The sequence below is a fragment of the Roseovarius confluentis genome (assembly GCF_002917925.1).
GTDB classification, from domain to species: domain Bacteria; phylum Pseudomonadota; class Alphaproteobacteria; order Rhodobacterales; family Rhodobacteraceae; genus Roseovarius; species Roseovarius confluentis.
Map to the genome: position 1 here is coordinate 457,145 of NZ_PPFE01000002.1, position 17,527 is coordinate 474,671.

The following is a 17,527-nucleotide window of genomic DNA, read 5'->3' on the forward strand; positions in this document are numbered from 1 at the left end:
GGCAGGATTCTTCAACTACAGGGAAGACCAGATGACCGATTTCGCCGCGCGCCGGACCATGATGGTCGATACCCAGGTGCGCCCCTCTGATGTCACCAAGTTTCCCATCATCGACGCCATGCTGTCGGTCGCGCGTGAAGCATTCGTGCCCCGTCACCTGAGAGAGGCGGCCTATGTCGGGGAGAATATCGACCTTGGCGGCGGTCGGGTTGCCCTGGAGCCGCGGACGCTGTCCAAGATGCTGGATGCATTGGATATTCGTGCCGACGAATTGGTGCTCGATCTGGGGTGTGGCTATGGATATTCATCTGCCGTTGCCGCCCGCATGGGTGAAGCCGTGGTTGCCGTCGAGGAGATCGGGGACATGGCCGAGGAAGCCCGTGGGATCCTGTCGGAGCAGGGCTCCGACAACGTGATTGTTCACGAAGGTCCGTTGGCGGACGGTGCGGCGGAACATGGCCCCTATGACGTGGTGATGGTTCAGGGCGCGGTCGAACACCTGCCGGAAGCGATCATTGACCAGATCAAGGAAGGCGGGCGCATCGCCTGCCTTTTCGCAGAGGGCGGACTGGGCGCGGTGCGCGTGGGCTACAAGATCGACGGAGAGATGAATTGGCGGTTTGCTTTCAATGCCGGTGCGCCCGTTCTGGCGGGCTTCGAACGGCACGCGGCGTTTACCCTATGATCGGGCGAGGGCAAGCCGTGCAGAGGCCGGAAACGACAGCGAAAAACGCCCCCTTCCCGATGGTGAGGAAGTGGATGGCGGCCGGAATTCTTGTGCTGGCGGGCGCAACGGCGCTACCGGGTGCTGCGAAATCCGAGACGCTGGGTCAGGCGCTAGCCTGGGCCTATGAGCACAGCGGCCTGCTGGAGCAGAACCGTGCGCTGTTGCGGGCGGCGGATGAGGATGTGGCGCAGGCCGTCGCCGGGTTGCGGCCGATCATCAACTGGACGGCCGACACCACGCGGGACTTCGGCGAGGGCCGGGGCAACAACCTGATCAATACCACGCGCGATGTGACGTTCAGCACCGGCGTTACGCTGGAACTGTTGCTGTTCGATTTCGGTCAGACCCGGTTCCAGATCGACGCTGCAAAGGAGACTGTCCTTGCCACGCGGCAATCGTTGCGCAGCATCGAGCAGCAGGTTTTGTTGCGGGCCGTGGCGGCCTTTTACGACGTGCAACGCAATCGCGAGTTCGTGTCGCTGCGCCAGAACAACCTGCGCCTGCTGCGGCAGGAGTTGCGGGCTGCCCGCGACCGTTTCGAAGTGGGCGAGGTGACGCGCACCGACGTGGCTCAGGCCGAAGCGCGTGTCGCCAGCACGCAAGGGGAACTGGCCCAGGCGCAGGGCAACCTTGCGCAGGCGATCGAGGAATACATTGCCGTGGTGGGCCGGTCGCCGGGAGCGTTGCAATCTCCGCGCCAGCTGCCGAACCTGTCCGGCGGGGTCGAAACCTCGAAGAACATCGCGGTACGCAACCATCCCGACATCCTGGAGGCACAGCGCCGGGTGGCATCGGCTGATTTGACGATCCTGGCCGCCGATGCCGCGATGAAGCCGCGGTTTACCGCACAAGGCACGCTAGGCGTCAGCGAAAGCCTGGACAACAGCGATTACAACCGGTCGGGCAGTTTCGGGCTGAACATGCGGGCGCCGATCTACCAGGGTGGGCTGCTGAGTTCGGCCAAGCGGCAAGCGCAGGCACAGCGTGACGCGGCCCGAGGCAACCTTCACGTTGTGCGCCGCGCGGTCGTGCAGGACGTCGGCAACGCTTTTGCCATCTTGCAATCGGCCCAGGTTGTGCGTGAAGCCAGCCGTGAGCAAGTGCGCGCAGCACAAGTTGCGTTCCGTGGCGTCCGCGAAGAGGCGACGCTGGGCGCGAGGACGACGCTGGATGTGCTGAACGCCGAGCAGGAACTGCTCGACGCACGCAGCAACCTGATTTCAGCGGATGTCGACGTGGCCATCGCGGCTTACCAGGTACTTTCGGCCATCGGCCAATTGACGGCGAAGGACCTGAACCTGAACGTGCAGACCTACGACCCGGCGGCCTATTACAACCTGGTCAAGGATGCGCCGGTGCCGCTGAGCAAGCAGGGCAAGCAACTGGACCGGGTTCTGAAATCGCTTGGACGTAAATGACCGCCAAGCGGGCCCGGAGCGGCGGAAGCGCCTAAAAGGCGGCGTTCTAAAATGTTGTGCGAATATGCAGCAGCCGCTACAGTGACGCACAGGCAAGAATGGTAGTTGAGCATGTCTGATCCCGTCTCGAATGCGGAAATCGAAGACGTTTTGTCTTCTATTCGTCGGCTCGTATCCGTCGACAAACCCTCTGTTTCGAAGGACGCGAGCCCTGATCGTGCAGCCGAGGCCGAGAAAGCCACGAACCATTCTCTCCAAGATCACGGGCTGCCCGATGATGCCGCGCCCGTCAAGCCGGACGAGGCTGCGCCCAAAGGCGATGCGCGGCTGGTGCTGACCCCGTCGTTCCGGGTTGAGCCAGAAGATCAGAAGGACGACGCGGACAGCGCCGAGCATGACGTGAAAGCGCCAGAGGACGAGGACCCGCAGCATCTGACGCTTGGGCAATGGCAGGTCGATCCCGAAGATGCCGAGGCTGGGGCGCTAGAGCAGTCGGATGAAGGTGACCCGGATGACGACCACGAAACAACGCAGCCGGAGGCTCTGAGCGATCTGTCGCCCGAAGAGAGCGAGGAGTCGCCGCAGGGTGACGACGCGCAGCTGAAAGAGTGGCTGACCGCAGAGGGCGACATGGCCGCGTCCCCTGACGCTTGGCAAGACGAGAAGGAGGCGCCTGGCGACGGGCCCGAGGACCTGTCCGACGAGGATGATGATTTCGAAGCGGCGGCGTTCGCGGAAGATGTGGATGTCGCGCCCGGTGAGGCCGGCGTTGCCGCCGAAGGCGAATGGTCCGGACGTGAGACCGTGGGCTCAGAGCTTGAGGCGCGGATCGCGGAGGTCGAGGCCGCCGTCGCCGCGCGCGATGATCAATGGGAGCCGGATGGCGCGTCCGAAGACGCCTATGCGGGGGGGCAGACTGAACCGCTGCCTTGGGAAGATCATTTAGAGGCGGCCGTGCCCGTTTTCACGTCGCGCATGATGCATAAAGAGCCGGCGGATGCCGCCCAGGACGCGGGCGAGCCAGATGCTGACATGACCTTTGCGGAGCCGGACATGGCGTCCGGCCAGACCGCGCGCCCCGAGCCAGAGGCGGAGAAGGATGAGGGGCAGGCCTCGCACGCGCGCAAGTCCGGCACCGTCGAGGCAGAGAATGCCGGAAACGACAATAGCTGGTACCGCGAGGATACCGACGCGGTCCTGGACGAGGACGCGCTGCGCGACCTGGTGAGCGAGATCGTGCGGCAGGAATTGCAAGGCACGCTGGGTGAACGGATCACGCGCAACGTTCGGAAACTGGTACGGCGCGAAATCCACCGCGCGATGATGGGCCAGGACCTCGACTAGCCCCTGGGTGTTTCGGCCAGATCCAGAATCATATCTACGTTCAGTGTGTTTTCCAGGTGATCGGCCAGCGCGTCGAGCGCCGCCTCGACAGACATGTCGAAAGCGATTTCTGATCGTTGCCCGAAACCGGCGAGGAAAGCTGCGCGGAACGTGTCTGAAGCGAAAATCCCGTGCATGTAGCAGCCCATGATGCGGCCCGAGGGATCGGCGGCGCCCTCGGGGCGGCCGTCGATGGACAGCCAGGCCCGGGCACAATCGGAACCTTCCGTGCGGCCCATGTGGATCTCGTAGCCTGTCAGCGTTTCGCCTGTCGGCAGGTAGGTGGCTCTTGCCTGCGACAGGTGCTTCTCGGGACCCAGGACGGTTTTGCAGTCCAGATGGCCAAGGCCGGCAACGGTTCCAGCCGTGCCTTCGATCCCCTCTGGGTCGGACACCGAGCGGCCCAGCATCTGATAGCCGCCGCAAAGCCCGAGTACATGCCCGCCGCGACGGATATGCGCGGCAAGGTCTATGTCCCAGCCATTGGCGCGGAAGGCGGCAAGATCGGCGATGGTGGATTTGCTGCCGGGGATCAGCACGAGATCTGCATCGCCCGGCAGGGGGCGGCCGGGCGCAATGATCTCGACGCTGACTTGCGGCTCGCAAGCGAGCGGATCGAAATCGTCGAAATTGGCGATGCGATCGAGCTGAGGTACGGCCACGCGCAGCCCGGCGCCGGCGGACGGGGCGATGTCGATCACGTCTTCGGCAGGCAGGCGCCAGGCGTCGTGGAACCACGGGATGACGCCCAGCGAAGACCAGCCGGTGCGGGCGGCGATCTGTGCGAGCCCGTCGTCGAACAGCCGGGGATCACCATGGAACTTGTTGATGGCAAAGGCCTTGATGCGCGCTGCGTCGGAGGGCGCGAGCACCGCTTGGGTGCCGACAAGCTGGGCGATGACGCCGCCCCGCTCTATGTCGCCCACGAGGATGACGGGCAGGTCGGCGGCTTCGGCGACGCCCATGTTGGCGATGTCCGACTGGCGCAGGTTGATCTCTGCCGGGCTTCCCGCGCCCTCGACCAGGATCAGATCGGCAGTTCCACAGAGCCTTCGAAAACTGTCCATGACCAGAGGCAGGAGAGGCCGGGGATCGGTGCATCGTTGCCCGTGTACAATTACCTGCATGTCGCCCTCGGCCTGAGGCTTGAGCAGCACAGGGTTCATGTCCGTGTGGGGCGCGCGACCACAGGCCCTGGCCTGCAATGCCTGGGCGCGGCCGATCTCGCCGCCATCTTCAGTGACAGCCGCGTTGTTGGACAGGTTCTGTGGCTTGAACGGGGCGACGGACAGGCCGCGGCGCAGGCAGGCCCGGCCCAGACCGGCGACGATCAGGGACTTGCCTACATTCGAGGCGGTGCCCTGGATCATGATGGATTTTGCCACGGTGCCTCTCCATAAAGCGTTTCGCCTTTTACCTGAGCCAGCAGCGAAAGGCGAAACGCCTGCAACGATTGGCTGTTGTGCTGCGTTTCGCGATAAGCTGTGACACAGGGTTATCGCGAAACGCTTTAGTTCGTGCACAGGGGTACGGTTGCACCGGCGGGGAGGGAAGAGATGAACACGCCGGCCCACGTGATATTCGCGGCGGCGGCCTTTGCCCGACCGTTTGATCGGCGGCGCACGGTTGCCGCTGTGGCCGGCGGGCTGGCGCCTGATCTGTCGCTTTACGTGATGGTCGCGGTCTCGCTTTACCTGCTGGGGCTTGATCCGGGGTATGTTTTTGGCACGCTTTACTTTTCCGACGCGTGGCAACAGGTGTTCCGGATCGACAATTCGGTTCTTGTCTGGGGCCTGGGGCTGGTATTGTCGTGGTGGTGTGGCGCGCGGAACGGCATGGTGTTTGCCGCATCAGGCCTGATGCATCTGGCGCTGGATTTGGCCTTGCACCACGATGACGGACGGCCGCATTTCTGGCCGCTGACCGACTGGGTGTTTCAAAGCCCGATCAGTTACTGGGACAGGGCGCATCATGCCGGGGTGGTCGGGCCGATTGAAATGGGCGTGTCGGCGGTGCTGTGCGGCGTTCTGATATGGCGGTTTCCCAGTTTGCGGTCGCGGCTGTTGATCGCGGTGTTGGCGGGGTTGGAGCTTTTCCCGCTGTTCATCTGGGCCTTCGTGTTCGCCACGTAACCGTTGGAAACGAAAGAGCCCTGCCGCATCGGCAGGGCTCTTTCACTTTGGGGTTTGTCGCGTGTCAGGCGGCTTCGGCCTGCGCGGCGGCATTGCGACGCTCGCTTTCCTCGCGCGACAGGGCAACCGAGGTGCGCACACCTTTGCCCACGAAATCCATCAGACCGGTCACGACACGTTCGTTCGGGTCGATCCCGGCGCAGGACAACACCTCGCGTCCATCGCGGGAACGGGCCCAGCGGGCGATCTGTTCCGGCCCATTGCCATACTTCTTGTCGTCGGCAATGGCGTCGTCCAGAGCAGCCAGTACGACGGCTGCGAAGAGTTTGCGGGCACGGTTGCCTTGTTCAGCGTTGAAAGCCGTACCGTCAACGAAATCTTTCATGTTTCGTCCTTGTTTTTATTGCTCTTGTGCTTCAGGCGTGACGCCGGTTATGGAGAGTTTTTTGCGATTCGGATAGCCCCCAATCACATAACACCCTTGCATTTCCCGCATGGCTGGCTGCGCTTGCAGCACGATATGTCGTCGTCTTGCACGTCATCGCTTCGCTAGATATAGGGTTGGACTAATATCGATCAACCTCTTGTCATGGTTTCGTCACAATGCCCAAAATCAACGGAAACGAAATACGTCCCGGTAACGTCCTAGAGCACAATGATGGCCTTTGGAGTGCCGTCAAAGTGGATCACGTCAAGCCCGGCAAAGGCGGCGCGTTCGCCCAGGTGGAGTTGCGCAACCTTCGTAACGGATCAAAGCTTAACGAACGGTTTAGAAGTGCTGACAAAGTCGAGCGCGTCCGGCTGGAGCAAAAGGATCAGCAGTTCCTTTATGAGACGGACGGGATGCTTGTCTTCATGGATTCAGAGACTTACGAGCAGATCGAACTGCCTGCCGAGCTTTTGGGTGAGCGCCGTCCCTTTCTTCAGGACGGCATGACGATCACCGTCGAATTTTACGAGAACGAGGCGCTGAACGCGACTTTGCCGCAGAAGGTGAACTGCCGCGTGGCCGAGACCGAGCCTGTGGTCAAGGGGCAGACGGCCGCCAACAGTTTCAAGCCGGCGATTCTCGACAACGGAGTAAAGGTGATGGTGCCGCCTTTCGTCGGCCCCGACGAGGAAATCGTCGTCAACACCGAAACGATGGATTACGCCGAACGCGCCTGATCCTCTGGCGCACCGCCTGCGCCGGGCCGGCTGCGTCGAGACGTCGCGTCACTCGGGCAGGGTGACGGTCGCCGATCCCGCCTGCATCGCGCCTTTCGCACGATTAAATCGCAGATAGGCGATGGCGCGGTCGCCCGATTGGGTGAACAGCGTGCCCACGTCCTTGCCGTCCGCGGTGATCGGCGTGCCGACCGGGGCGCTGCCATCGAGCGCAACGGATGAGAGGCCCTTGCGCAGTTCGGTCTTGTGCTTCATTCGCGCGGTCACTTCCTGCCCGACATAACACCCCTTGCGGAAATCGACGCCGTTCAGTCGCTCGAACCCGGCCTCGAGGATGAAGGTATCAGGCGTCAGCTCGACATTCGTGCGGGGAATGCAATGCGCCACGCGGATGGCCTCGAAATCGCTGCCGTCATCGCCTGCCTCGGCACCGTAAAGGCGCCAACCGAGGGCAGGGTGGCGCGGATCGGCAAAGGCACCCTCGGGACGCTCGCCGGTCCCACGCCAGACGGCAAGGTCGGTCTGCGTGATCTGCACATCGGCGCGCAGCTTGTACATGTTGAGCCGTTGCAGCAGCCCGTCGGCCAGGCTTTCGTCGACGTCGAGCAGGATCGCGCCGTCCCACGGGACCAGAAGGAAGTCGGCGAGGTATTTGCCCTGCGGTGTCAGCATGGCGGCATAGACCAGACCCTGGTCCAGTTTCGCGATGTCGTTGGTGACCAGCCCCTGGAGAAAGGACCTGGCCTCGGCGCCGGTGATTTGAAATATCTTGCGGGTCATCGGGGGCCTCGTCTTTGTCATGGGCGTCATATAAGAAACCGGCAATGAAATGACAGGGTTTGCAGCGATGCGGGCAAAACTTTCCGTGGTGATGCCGACACTGAACGCCGAGGCCGGGCTGGCGCGGTCGCTGCCCGCGCTGGCCGAAGGGCTAGAGGCGGGGCTGATCCGGGAACTGGTAATCTCTGACGGGGGATCGGAGGATGCCACGAGCCAGATTGCCGAGGCCGCGGGCGCGGTGCTGGTCACCGGCGCGGCGTCGCGCGGCGGGCAATTGCGGCGGGGCGTGCGCGTGGCGCGGGGCGAGTGGCTGTTGGTGCTGCACGCGGACACGGGTTTGCCGCCGGGTTGGCCGGAGGTCGTGAAGGCGCATATCGCAAACGGGCAGGGACCGGCGGCGTTCCGGCTTTCGTTCGATTCGCGGGGGCTGATGCCGCGGGTCGTGGCAGGCTGGGCGAACCTGCGTAGCAACGTTTTCGGGCTGCCCTATGGGGACCAGGGGCTGTTGCTGTCGCGGTTCGACTACGATGCCGCCGGAGGTTATCCGGACATCCCCCTGATGGAGGATGTGGCCCTTGCAAGGGCGCTGGGGCGGCGGATCACGCTTTTGCCCGCGACGGTGACGACCAGCGCGGAACGCTACAGGCGCGACGGGTGGCTGCACCGTGGTGGGCGGAACCTGTGGTTGTTGATGCGCTACCTCGGCGGGACCCGGCCCGAGGACCTGGTGCGGCGGTACTGAATGCGCTCAGAACCAGGGTTTGTTGTTCGCTTGGTAATCGGCTTGCAGGGCCAGGTGGTCGTATTCGGTCTTCAGCCAGTCCTCGAACGAGATGGGCGTCTTGGCATTGCGGGCCTCATAGACGTCGAAGATATGGTCGAGCGTGCCTGTCTTGGAGCGCCGCACGTGCAGGTAACGCAGGCCAAGCTGGCGGCGGGCGACGTCGAGCGGTGCCCCTTCGATCACCAGCAGGTAGATCGCCGAGGCGAGTCCGGCACGATCGGCGCCCGACTTGCAGTGCATCACGAACGGCTTTTCCAGTGTCCGGAATGTGTCGATCAGCGCCAGCAGGTCCTCGGCGGGGGGCGCATGACGGGCCTGGAGGCTGATGCTGACGAGATCCAGGCCAAGGTCGCGGCAGGTCTCGACCTCGGTGAAGTAGTGGGCCGAGGGGTAGTCGCCGCGCAGGTTCAGAACGGTGTTGATGCCCTGTTCCTTCATCTTCGTGAATCGCTTCATCGTCGGGTGGTTGGAGCGGTAAACCCCCGGCGCGATTTGAAAGAAATTGGTCCAGACGCCGCGCAGGATCTCGTGGTCGAACCACAGGTTGTAGATGCGTGCCCGGCGGCGGTTTTCCGGCGTCGACAGGTCTGTGTTGTAAGAGGCGCGCAGGTTGCGCTCCCATTCGGTGATCCGCTTGATGAACTTCATGAAGACCCTTCGCCGTCTGCGATGACGCCCCCATGTAGGGGCAGGCCGCGCCCATGGCAAGCAAGCGCGATTGACGGCGCTTGTGATGCGGCTAAGTTGCACGCAATTCTTGAGATGGAGACGTGTGATGAGTGGAGCCGGCGGACGCCCTTACCTGGCCATTCCCGGCCCTTCGATCATGCCCGACCGGGTGCTGCGGGCGATGAACCGCGCCTCGCCCAATATCTATGCCGGCGAGTTGGTGGACATGATGCCGAAGCTGGTGGCGGACCTGTGCGGCGTGGCGCGGACCAAGGGACATGCCGCAATCTATATCGGCAACGGACACGCCGCGTGGGAAGCGGGCCTGGCAAACACGGTGCAGCCCGGGGAAAAGGTGCTGGTGCTGGCGACGGGACGGTTCGGGCACGGCTGGGCCGAGGTCGCAGAGGCGCGCGGGATCGAGGTGCAGATGCTGGATTTCGGACGGCAGGCGCCGGTCGATCCACAGACCGTCGAGGACGCACTGCGAGCGGATAAAGCGCATGATATCAAGGCGGTTCTGGTCACACATGTGGACACGTCCTCGTCGGTGCTGAACGATGTGGCCGCGGTGCGCGCGGCGATGGATGCGGCGGGGCATCCGGCCCTGCTGGCCGCCGACTGCATCGCTTCGCTGGCCTGTGACAGGTTCGAGATGGACGCCTGGGGCGTCGACGTGATGGTCGCGGGCAGCCAGAAAGGGCTGATGACGCCGCCGGGCTTGGGCTTTGTCTTTTTCAATGAAAAGGCTTCGGACGTGCGCCGGACGGTTCCGCGCGTCAGCCGGTATTGGGACTGGGGGCCGCGGACCGAGCCGGAGCTTTTCTACCAGTATTTCGGCGGTACGGCGCCGACGCATCACCTGTATGGCCTGCGCGAAGCCCTTGATATGCTTGGCGAAGAAGGCATCGAGGCCGTCTGGGCGCGGCATGACCGGCTGGCCCGCGCGGTCTGGGCCGCGTGCGAGGCGTGGGGCGCGGAGGGGCCGCTGAGGCTGAATATTCCGGATGCGGCGCATCGTAGCCGGGCCGTGACGTCACTGGCGATCGGCAAGCCGTTGGGCGAAGAGCTGCGCCAATGGGTCGAGGTGCATATGGGCGTCACGCTGGGGATCGGGCTGGGCATGCAGACCGAGGAGGACCCGCGCAGCACCGGTTATTTCCGGATCGGGCATATGGGCCACCTGAACGGTCACGCGCTGCTGGGTGTGCTGGGGGCGGTCGAGGCGGGGCTGACTGCGCTGAATATCGCGCATGGCGATGGTGCGGTGCAGAAGGCGGCGCAGGTTCTGGCCGCGGCCTAGGCGTTCGAACGGCTGAATCGCGTGATCAACAGGTTCAGCCCGTAGCCCACGGCCATGACCACGGGCAGGCCGAACATGATCCACAAGGCCATGAAAATCCAAAGCAAATTGACCAGCCCCATGACCAATGCGGCATTGGTATAGTTCGGTGCTTCTTGCATCTGGCCACGTCTCATACACGTGATTTTAGTGCAGGAAATGTTGCTGTCAGTTAAATTTTACGAACGGGCCGCCGCCAGCGCTTCGGGCAGGGCCTGTGCCAGCAGGTCGAGATCCTGCGGGCGCCCACAGCTGATGCGGATGCATCGGTTTAGCGGGGCGACACCCGGCATGCGCACGAAGAGGTCGCGTTCGATCAGTTCATTCAGGACCATGCGGGCGAAATCGCAATCGTGGCCACAGTCGACGGCGACGAAATTGGCCGCCGAAGGCAGGCTGTGCAGGCCGTTGGCGGCGGCGATCTCGGCGATGCGGTCGCGGGCCTCGGACATCCATGCGACCGTCTTGGTCAGCCACGCCTCGTCCTGCAAGGCCGCCAGTGCACCGGACTGGGCGATGCGGTTGACGCCGAAATGGTTGCGGATCTTGTCGAAGCTCTGGATCAGGTCAGGCGCGCCCATGGCATAGGCGATGCGGGCCCCGGCGATGCCGTAAGCCTTTGAAAAGGTGCGCATTCGGATGACGCGCGGGTCGTCTATGTCCAGCTCCGGCGCGGTGCCGTCGGGGGCGAATTCGATATAGGCCTCGTCGAGCATCAGAAGGCAGCCTTGGGGCAGATCATCGAGCGCGGCGCGGATCAGCGCGCCATCGTGCCATGTGCCCATCGGGTTGTCGGGGTTGGCGAGGTAGACGAGTTTCGCACCGACCTCTTTCGCCCTAGTAAAGAGCGCGGTCGGGTCTTCGTGATCGTCCTTGTAGGGAACCTTGTGGAGCTCCCCGCCGAAACCCGCGACGTGGTAGTTGAAGGTGGGATAGGCGCCTTGGGACGTGACGACGGCATCGCCGGGTTCGACCAGCAGGCGGACAAGATACCCCAGAAGGCCGTCAATCCCTTCGCCCACAACGATATTTTCAGGGGCTATACCGTGGTGCGCGGCCAGCGCGTGGCGCAGATCGTGGCTGGTGGCGTCGCTGTATTTCCAGATGTCGTGGACTGCCTCCTGCATCGCCGCGATGGCCTTGGGCGAAGGCCCGAAGACGTTCTCGTTGGCGCCGAGACGGGCGGCGAAGGGCGTGCCAGTTTCGCGCTCGCGGACCTCGGGGCCGACAAAGGGGACCGAGGCGGGCAGGGCGCGGACGATATCGGTATAGCGTGGGCCGGTCATGCGGAGAGGTAACGTCAAACCTGAGCCGGGTGCAAGGCGAAGGGTGGAGAGGTCAACGCTCGAAACCCGTGTCGGTATCGCGTCGGTATTTGGGTGGCATCGCGTCGGTGCCAATTTCCGGCACCCGGAAAAGTTAACGCCACGCCCGGGGCGGGCGTGGCGTTATGAGTATTTTAAGCAAGAAAAAGCCGGGATTTGTCAGCCCAGTTCGGCCAGCCGGTCGAGGGCGGCGCGCAGCTTGCTTTCTTCCTCTTCCCGGGCGGCGAGGTTTTCGCGGGCTTCCTCGACCACCTCCTCGGGGGCGCTTTCGACGAATTTGGGGTTGTTCAGCCGGCCGCGCAGGCCGCCCAGTTCCTTTTCCAGCTTGCCGAGGGTTTTTTCCAGCCGCGCCTTTTCCTCTGCCACGTCGATGACGTCGGCCAGGGGCAGGCCGAAGCTGGCGCCCTCGGCGGGGATGGTGATGCAGCCCTTGGGGAAGCTGTCGACGACTTCCAGCGCCTCGATCCGGGCAAGGCGCTTGATCATCGTGGCGTTGTTGTCCCAGGCAAGGCGCGCGGATTTCGAGAACTCGGTCACGAGGAGTGGCGTGTAGAGTCCCACGGGCACGTGCACTTGCGCGCGCGCGGAGCGGACCGAGTCGATCAGGGCGATGACCCAGTTCATCTCGGCATCGGCCTCGGCGTCGATCAACTCGTCGCCATAGGTGGGCCAGTCGGCGTGGATCAGCATGCTTTCGCGCTTGGCCAGTGTGCCCCAGAGCTCTTCGGTGATGAAGGGCATGATGGGGTGCAGCAGGATCAGGCACTGGTCGATGACCCAGGCCATGGTGTCTTGCGTCTCACGCTTCACCTCGCCCGTGCCGTCGAGCAGGAGCGGCTTGGAGAATTCCACGTACCAGTCGCAGACCGTGCCCCAGACGAAGGCATAAAGCGTGTTGGCGGCATCGTTGAAGCGATACTGCGAAAGGGCCGTATCGACGAGCGCCTTGGTCTTGGCGGTTTCGCCGAGAATCCAACGGTTTACGGTCTGTTTCGGCTGCGGGATCGCGCCGGTGCTGCCGACCGCCTCGTTCATTTCGGCGAAACGGGCGGCGTTCCAGAGCTTGGTGCCGAAATTTCTATATCCTGCAATGCGTTGCGGCGACAACTTCAGGTCGCGGCCCATGGCCGCCATGGCCGTCAGGGTGAAGCGGACGGCGTCGGCGCCGTAATCGTCGATCAGTTCCAGCGGGTCGAGCACATTGCCAAGCGACTTGGACATCTTCTTGCCCTTCTCGTCGCGCACCAGCGCGTGGACATAGACGTCCGAGAACGGCTTTTCGCCCACGACGGCGTATTGCATCATCATCATCCGGGCGACCCAGAAGAAGATGATGTCGAAGCCGGTGACCAACACGCTGGTGGGAAAGTATTTTTCCAGCTCGGGGGTCTTTTCGGGCCAGCCCAGTGTGCCGATGGGCCAGAGGCCCGACGAGAACCAAGTGTCGAGCACGTCGGGGTCGCGCCAGACCGGGTAGACGAGATGCGTCGGGTCCTGGCTGGCGGTGTAGTCGGCGAGGCTGGAGGCAAGCTGATGCAGGGCATCCTCGCGGTCCTTCGCCTCGACCACGGTCATGGATTGCAGGGGCGTGGGCAGGTCGGTGAGCTGCGCCGCGAAGGCTTGTGCGGTGGCCTCGAAATCGTGGCCGCATTCCATCAAAGGTGCGAAGTGGCTTTCGTTGAGAACGTCAAGCATTTCAACAAGATCGAGGGCCCCGTCGCCTTCGGCATCGCGGAAGTCCGGTGCGGCAAGGTCGAACCCGTACCAGACCGGAATCTGGTGCCCCCACCAGAGCTGGCGCGAGATGCACCACGGCTCGATGTTTTCCAGCCAGTTGAAATAGACCTTGCGGTCCTGCTCGGGCAGGATGGTGACCTCGCCGGATTTCACCGCCTCGATGGCGGGGCCGACGATCTTGTCGGTGGCGACGAACCACTGATCGGTCAGCATCGGCTCGATCACGACCTTCGAGCGGTCGCCAAAAGGCTGCATGATCGGCTTGTTTTCCACAAGCGGCACGGTCTCGCCTTGATCATTTTCAACATTGACCGCGAGACCCTCGTCGGTGATCTGCCGGACGACCTTTTCGCGCGCCTCGAAGCGATCGAGGCCCCGCAGATCGTCGGGGACGAGATTGATCGTGTCGGCCTCGGCCTCGGTCAGGGTGCGCTCGCCCTTGGCCACGGCCATGGCGATCTCTGCCATCCTGGCGTAAGGCGCGCCGTCGTCGCGCATCGCGCCCTTGGTGTCCATCAGGCGGTACATCGGGATGCCGCCGCGCTGCGCCACGCCGTAGTCGTTGAAGTCATGCGCGCCGGTGATCTTGACCGCGCCCGAGCCGAAATCGGGATCGGGATAGTCGTCGGTGATGATCGGAATGAGGCGGCGATGCTCTTTCGGTCCGACCGGAATTTCACAGAGTTTTCCGACGATTGGCGCGTACCGTTCATCTGACGGGTGAACCGCCACCGCGCCGTCGCCCAGCATGGTCTCAGGCCGCGTGGTGGCGATGGAGATATAGTCGCGCTCTTCCTCGAGGGTAACGTTTCCGTCCTCGTCCCGCTCGACATACGTATAGGTCGCGCCGTCCGCGAGGGGGTACTTGAAGTGCCACATGTGGCCCGGGGTCTCGATATTCTCGACCTCGAGGTCTGAAATGGCAGTTTCGAAATGCGGGTCCCAGTTGACCAGCCGCTTGCCGCGATAAATGAGGCCCTTCTCGAACATGTCGACGAAGACCTTGATGACCGCGTCGTGGAAATTGCCCTCCTCGCCCTCGGGGGCCGAGGGGGCGCCGGACATGGTGAACGCCTCGCGCGACCAGTCGCAGGAGGCGCCGAGGCGCTTCAGTTGCCCGATGATGGTGCCGCGCGACTTGATCTTCTGCTGCCAGACGCGCTTTTCGAACTCCTCACGGCCCATTTCCGTGCGCGTGGGCTCGCCATTCGCGGCCATGTCGCGCTCGGTTACCATCTGGGTGGCGATGCCGGCGTGGTCTGTGCCGGGCTGCCACAGCGTGTCGAAGCCGCGCATCCGGTGCCAGCGGATCAGGATGTCCTGCAACGTGTTGTTGAAGGCATGACCCATGTGCAGCGACCCCGTCACGTTCGGGGGCGGGATCATTATGGAATAGGTCTCGGCCCCTAGCTTGGCGTTGGCGCCGGCCTTGAAGGCCCCTGAGGTTTCCCAGGCTTCGGAGAGGCGCGGTTCGGCCTCGGCTGCGTTGAAGGTCTTTTCCATCGCCATGATGCGGGTCCCGTGATCGGAAAATGAGGTCTTGGCCGGAATACCCAAATGGCAGGGCGAGGGAAAGACGCGGGCGGCATTTTCTTGGGGTGCGGCGCGGCGGGGTTGGGCGGAACAATCTAAAGGTAAACAAAAAAATCAAAATAAACCTTAGCGGGAATCGCTGACTTACGTAAGGTTAGCCCATTGGTGCGAGTGACAGATGGGTTCATTTCAAGCAAACGAAGGGTTTTTCAGATGATGATAACGAGATTCACCGGACCGTCGGCCATTCTGGCCGCAGTTGCGGGACTGGCGGCGCTGCCGGTTCAGGCGCAGGACGGGCCGAACGGATTGCAGAAATTCATGCTGTACCGCAGTTTCGTGCAGGATGCCGACACCTGCGCGGTCACGGTCGAGAACGGCACGGCCGCAATCGCCGGGATCAACGCGGTGTCGGGGGCGGCGACCTGTCCCGATGCCTTTGCATGGGCGCAGCTGACCAACGCGGTGGCCGCCGAGTTCTGGACCTGGGGGATCGACCAGACGATCTGGCCCGAGAGCCCGCTGCCGCTGTGCAGCGCGGAGGTGACCAGCAATTGCTGCGATCCCGACGCGGCGCCGGTGCAGGGGGATCAGCCGACTCAATGCCCGGTTTTCAGGGCGGATTATGATCCGATCAGCCCGCTGCCCGCGACGCCCAACGGCAAGCCGGCGCAAGGGGTGATCAATCACAGGGGCCTTGTGCCCGCCGACGAGATCGACCCCGGGCGGCTGCTGCGGGACCTGGAGCTGGAGCTGGTGTTCCGCAACAAGTCGATGACCGACTACATCTATCGAAACGACCTTTATTCCCGCGAGGGGCTGGGCGCGCGCAACCGGGCGCAGAACGCGGCGATCAAGGCGGGCGACATCGCGGGCGCGCATGCGCTGGAGGTGCGATTCCCGATCGACGCGGTGATGGTGAAGGCGGATTTCCTGCACCAGGATATCCTGATGGACCAGGGTCTTATCCAGGATATCGACGGCAGCGACGTGCCGAACAACCCTGATTATCCCTACCTGACCGTCTACCTGGACGGCGATGGCGGGGAAGAGCAAGTGCCGGGCTATTACTACATGCTGGCGATGACGAACGCATCGAAGGACCTGCCGACGTGGCACTGGTACGCGATGGAGCATGTCGCCAACCAGGGACGCTGTGATTACATCGGGTGCAATGACAGCTTTGGCTACGACGCGAACCCCACGGCGCAGGCGGGCGCGAATTTCGGCACCGGGTTCATCCCGCCGAAGATCGAGCTGAACGACGACAAGGTGACGGGGAATGACCCGCTGTTCGTGAGTGGCGAGGTCTATGACCCAGCCGAGACGGGCGAGGAGATCACGGCGGAGTTGCAGGCGCTGTTCCAGGAGATGGGCATCGCCACGGCAGCCACCGATCCGGACCCACGGACGATCAGCGCCGAGGATCCGGCGTGGAAGAACTATCGCCTCAAGGGCACCCAGACCTCGTTCACCACGGCGACGGGGCTCCCGACGGGCACCGGCGCCACGATCACCGAGGGCGGGTTCGTCAATTCGGCCAGCTGCACGACCTGCCATTCGCAGGCGGCGGCGGACGAGGACGGCACCTCGACCCTGGCCGGTGTGGGCGCGGGCTGGCGGCCCAACCTGCTGGGCTATCAGCAGGTGGAAATGGGCACGCCCAATCCCAGCTGGTTCTACGGCGTGGGCGGACCCACGGTGACGGCGACGCAGGTGGATTTCATCTGGGGCATCCTGAACGCTGCCTGCCAGGACCCGGCGGGCAACCACGGGACCTGCACCAGCTATCCCGACGCGCCGACGATCGCATCGACGGACTAGCGCGCCAAGGTCGCGCCCCGGGTGACGGGGCGCGACGGTTTCAGCCGCGTTCGGCGGCTATCTCCGGATTGACCAGCGGTTCGCGCGCGCCGGGGCGGATGACGTCCGGGTCGTAGGGCGTGCGGGCGAAGACCTCTTCGACCATGGGCGCGAAAAACTCGAGCGGCAGGGTGTCGTAGCCGGGATCGAACGAGGCCTGGTCCCAGCGTTCGCAGAATTCGGCGCAGTCGTCGAAATAGGCGTGGCCGGCGTGGCGGTCGCGCTTGTTCGGGTCGGCGCCGTCGAGGTGGTGGCCGTAGTATAGCATCTGGAAATCGCCATGGGTGGCGACGCACCATGTGACCTGTTCGCGCACGAAGGGTTTCAGGATCGTGGCGGCGTATTCGTCGTGATTGTAGGGCGCGTAAATGTCGCCGATATCGTGCAGTAGCGCGCCCACGACCCAGTCGATATCGGCCCCGTCGCGCCAGGCACGGGTGGCCGATTGCACCGAATGGCCCAGCCGGGTGATCTGGTAGCCTGACAGGCTTTCGTCCAGTTCGACCAGCGCCTTGAGCAGGCGCTGCGCGGTATGCTTGGTGTGGTCGATCTCGTGGGCGGTCAGGAATTCGTAATCTTCCCTGGTGCCGTCCTTCATCTGGGTGAAGCTGACCTTGTCCAATACGCCGGACCTCCTTTGCTTTTGCCGCCATGCTAGGCGCAGGGC

The 17,527-nt window shown here is 63.6% G+C and carries 16 protein-coding genes; 8 read left to right on the forward strand and 8 right to left on the reverse strand.

The window, feature by feature from the left end:
- The first annotated feature begins 31 nt into the window (after positions 1-31).
- From C2I35_RS07035 to C2I35_RS07045, 3 genes are all read left to right on the forward strand, one after another.
- On the forward strand, positions 32-685 hold the full coding sequence (locus C2I35_RS07035) for a protein-L-isoaspartate O-methyltransferase family protein (protein WP_103762303.1): 654 nt from the start codon (positions 32-34) through the stop codon (positions 683-685).
- Positions 686-759: 74 nt separating this feature from the next.
- Positions 760-2,145, forward strand: a complete 1,386-nt coding sequence (locus C2I35_RS07040; RefSeq protein ID WP_245890426.1) for a TolC family outer membrane protein — start codon at positions 760-762, stop codon at positions 2,143-2,145.
- A 111-nt stretch (positions 2,146-2,256) separates the two neighbouring features.
- Positions 2,257-3,489: a hypothetical protein gene (locus tag C2I35_RS07045; RefSeq protein WP_103762305.1), complete on the forward strand. Its 1,233-nt coding sequence runs from the start codon at positions 2,257-2,259 to the stop codon at positions 3,487-3,489.
- Here C2I35_RS07045 and C2I35_RS07050 read toward each other — a convergent pair.
- Entirely contained in the window at positions 3,486-4,913 is a 1,428-nt protein-coding gene (locus tag C2I35_RS07050; protein ID WP_103762306.1) for a cobyric acid synthase, read from the reverse strand. The genes C2I35_RS07045 and C2I35_RS07050 overlap by 4 nt on opposite strands.
- Positions 4,914-5,084: 171 nt before the next feature.
- Between C2I35_RS07050 and C2I35_RS07055 the strand changes: the two genes are divergently transcribed.
- Complete coding sequence (locus C2I35_RS07055) at positions 5,085-5,660, forward strand: cobalamin biosynthesis protein CobQ (protein ID WP_103762307.1); 576 nt, start codon at positions 5,085-5,087, stop codon at positions 5,658-5,660.
- 64 nt (positions 5,661-5,724) lie between these two features.
- Here C2I35_RS07055 and C2I35_RS07060 read toward each other — a convergent pair whose 3' ends face one another.
- Positions 5,725-6,045 (reverse strand): DUF6280 family protein, encoded by a 321-nt coding sequence (locus C2I35_RS07060; RefSeq protein ID WP_103762308.1) that lies wholly within the window; start codon positions 6,043-6,045, stop codon positions 5,725-5,727.
- A 218-nt stretch (positions 6,046-6,263) separates the two neighbouring features.
- Here C2I35_RS07060 and efp point away from each other — a divergent pair, with 218 nt between their 5' ends.
- Positions 6,264-6,827 (forward strand): elongation factor P, encoded by a 564-nt coding sequence (efp, locus tag C2I35_RS07065; protein ID WP_103762309.1) that lies wholly within the window; start codon positions 6,264-6,266, stop codon positions 6,825-6,827.
- 48 nt (positions 6,828-6,875) lie between these two features.
- Here the strand turns inward: efp and ygfZ are convergent, their stop codons facing one another.
- Positions 6,876-7,607, reverse strand: a complete 732-nt coding sequence (ygfZ, locus tag C2I35_RS07070; RefSeq protein WP_103762310.1) for a CAF17-like 4Fe-4S cluster assembly/insertion protein YgfZ — start codon at positions 7,605-7,607, stop codon at positions 6,876-6,878.
- 67 nt (positions 7,608-7,674) lie between these two features.
- On the opposite strand from ygfZ, the gene C2I35_RS07075 reads away from it, so the two are divergent.
- Positions 7,675-8,349, forward strand: coding sequence for a TIGR04283 family arsenosugar biosynthesis glycosyltransferase (locus tag C2I35_RS07075; protein WP_103762311.1), 675 nt, complete (start codon positions 7,675-7,677; stop codon positions 8,347-8,349).
- A 6-nt stretch (positions 8,350-8,355) separates the two neighbouring features.
- On the opposite strand, the gene C2I35_RS07080 is transcribed toward C2I35_RS07075, so the two are convergent.
- A complete protein-coding gene (locus C2I35_RS07080) occupies positions 8,356-9,039 on the reverse strand; it encodes a phosphatase domain-containing putative toxin (RefSeq protein WP_103762312.1) in 684 nt (227 codons plus the stop codon).
- Positions 9,040-9,166: 127 nt separating this feature from the next.
- On the opposite strand from C2I35_RS07080, the gene C2I35_RS07085 reads away from it, so the two are divergent.
- A complete protein-coding gene (locus tag C2I35_RS07085; RefSeq protein WP_103762313.1) occupies positions 9,167-10,363 on the forward strand; it encodes a pyridoxal-phosphate-dependent aminotransferase family protein in 1,197 nt (398 codons plus the stop codon).
- Here the strand turns inward: C2I35_RS07085 and C2I35_RS22090 are convergent.
- The 3 genes from C2I35_RS22090 to C2I35_RS07095 form a co-directional block, all read right to left on the reverse strand.
- Complete coding sequence (locus C2I35_RS22090) at positions 10,360-10,524, reverse strand: hypothetical protein (protein ID WP_170067139.1); 165 nt, start codon at positions 10,522-10,524, stop codon at positions 10,360-10,362. The two genes, C2I35_RS07085 and C2I35_RS22090, sit on opposite strands and share 4 nt — an antisense overlap.
- 57 nt (positions 10,525-10,581) lie before the next feature.
- The gene (locus tag C2I35_RS07090; protein WP_103762314.1) at positions 10,582-11,688 is read right to left on the reverse strand and encodes a pyridoxal phosphate-dependent aminotransferase; all 1,107 of its coding nucleotides are present in this window, start codon (positions 11,686-11,688) and stop codon (positions 10,582-10,584) included.
- Between the two features lie 198 nt (positions 11,689-11,886).
- The gene (locus C2I35_RS07095) at positions 11,887-14,973 is read right to left on the reverse strand and encodes a valine--tRNA ligase (RefSeq protein WP_103762315.1); all 3,087 of its coding nucleotides are present in this window, start codon (positions 14,971-14,973) and stop codon (positions 11,887-11,889) included.
- 237 nt (positions 14,974-15,210) lie between these two features.
- Here C2I35_RS07095 and C2I35_RS07100 point away from each other — a divergent pair, with 237 nt between their 5' ends.
- On the forward strand, positions 15,211-16,821 hold the full coding sequence (locus tag C2I35_RS07100; protein ID WP_103762316.1) for a hypothetical protein: 1,611 nt from the start codon (positions 15,211-15,213) through the stop codon (positions 16,819-16,821).
- A gap of 40 nt (positions 16,822-16,861) precedes the next feature.
- On the opposite strand, the gene C2I35_RS07105 is transcribed toward C2I35_RS07100, so the two are convergent.
- Positions 16,862-17,458 carry an HD domain-containing protein gene (locus C2I35_RS07105; RefSeq protein WP_103762507.1) on the reverse strand — a complete coding sequence of 199 codons (597 nt, stop codon included), beginning with the start codon at positions 17,456-17,458 and terminating at the stop codon, positions 16,862-16,864.
- Positions 17,459-17,527: the final 69 nt, after the last annotated feature.

What these genes read in the sequence shown, in the direction of transcription:
- C2I35_RS07095 (WP_103762315.1), bottom strand. Translation starts at nt 14,973, where the DNA reads ATGGCGATGGAAAAGACCTTCAACGCAGCCGAGGCCGAACCGCGCCTC.
- C2I35_RS07045 (WP_103762305.1), top strand. Translation starts at nt 2,257, where the DNA reads ATGTCTGATCCCGTCTCGAATGCGGAAATCGAAGACGTTTTGTCTTCT.
- C2I35_RS07035 (WP_103762303.1), top strand. Translation starts at nt 32, where the DNA reads ATGACCGATTTCGCCGCGCGCCGGACCATGATGGTCGATACCCAGGTG.
- C2I35_RS07080 (WP_103762312.1), bottom strand. Translation starts at nt 9,039, where the DNA reads ATGAAGTTCATCAAGCGGATCACCGAATGGGAGCGCAACCTGCGCGCC.
- ygfZ (WP_103762310.1), bottom strand. Translation starts at nt 7,607, where the DNA reads ATGACCCGCAAGATATTTCAAATCACCGGCGCCGAGGCCAGGTCCTTT.
- efp (WP_103762309.1), top strand. Translation starts at nt 6,264, where the DNA reads ATGCCCAAAATCAACGGAAACGAAATACGTCCCGGTAACGTCCTAGAG.
- C2I35_RS07105 (WP_103762507.1), bottom strand. Translation starts at nt 17,458, where the DNA reads ATGAAGGACGGCACCAGGGAAGATTACGAATTCCTGACCGCCCACGAG.
- C2I35_RS07085 (WP_103762313.1), top strand. Translation starts at nt 9,167, where the DNA reads ATGAGTGGAGCCGGCGGACGCCCTTACCTGGCCATTCCCGGCCCTTCG.
- C2I35_RS07055 (WP_103762307.1), top strand. Translation starts at nt 5,085, where the DNA reads ATGAACACGCCGGCCCACGTGATATTCGCGGCGGCGGCCTTTGCCCGA.
- C2I35_RS07040 (WP_245890426.1), top strand. Translation starts at nt 760, where the DNA reads ATGGCGGCCGGAATTCTTGTGCTGGCGGGCGCAACGGCGCTACCGGGT.
- C2I35_RS07060 (WP_103762308.1), bottom strand. Translation starts at nt 6,045, where the DNA reads ATGAAAGATTTCGTTGACGGTACGGCTTTCAACGCTGAACAAGGCAAC.
- C2I35_RS07090 (WP_103762314.1), bottom strand. Translation starts at nt 11,688, where the DNA reads ATGACCGGCCCACGCTATACCGATATCGTCCGCGCCCTGCCCGCCTCG.
- C2I35_RS22090 (WP_170067139.1), bottom strand. Translation starts at nt 10,524, where the DNA reads ATGCAAGAAGCACCGAACTATACCAATGCCGCATTGGTCATGGGGCTG.
- C2I35_RS07075 (WP_103762311.1), top strand. Translation starts at nt 7,675, where the DNA reads ATGCGGGCAAAACTTTCCGTGGTGATGCCGACACTGAACGCCGAGGCC.
- C2I35_RS07100 (WP_103762316.1), top strand. Translation starts at nt 15,211, where the DNA reads ATGATGATAACGAGATTCACCGGACCGTCGGCCATTCTGGCCGCAGTT.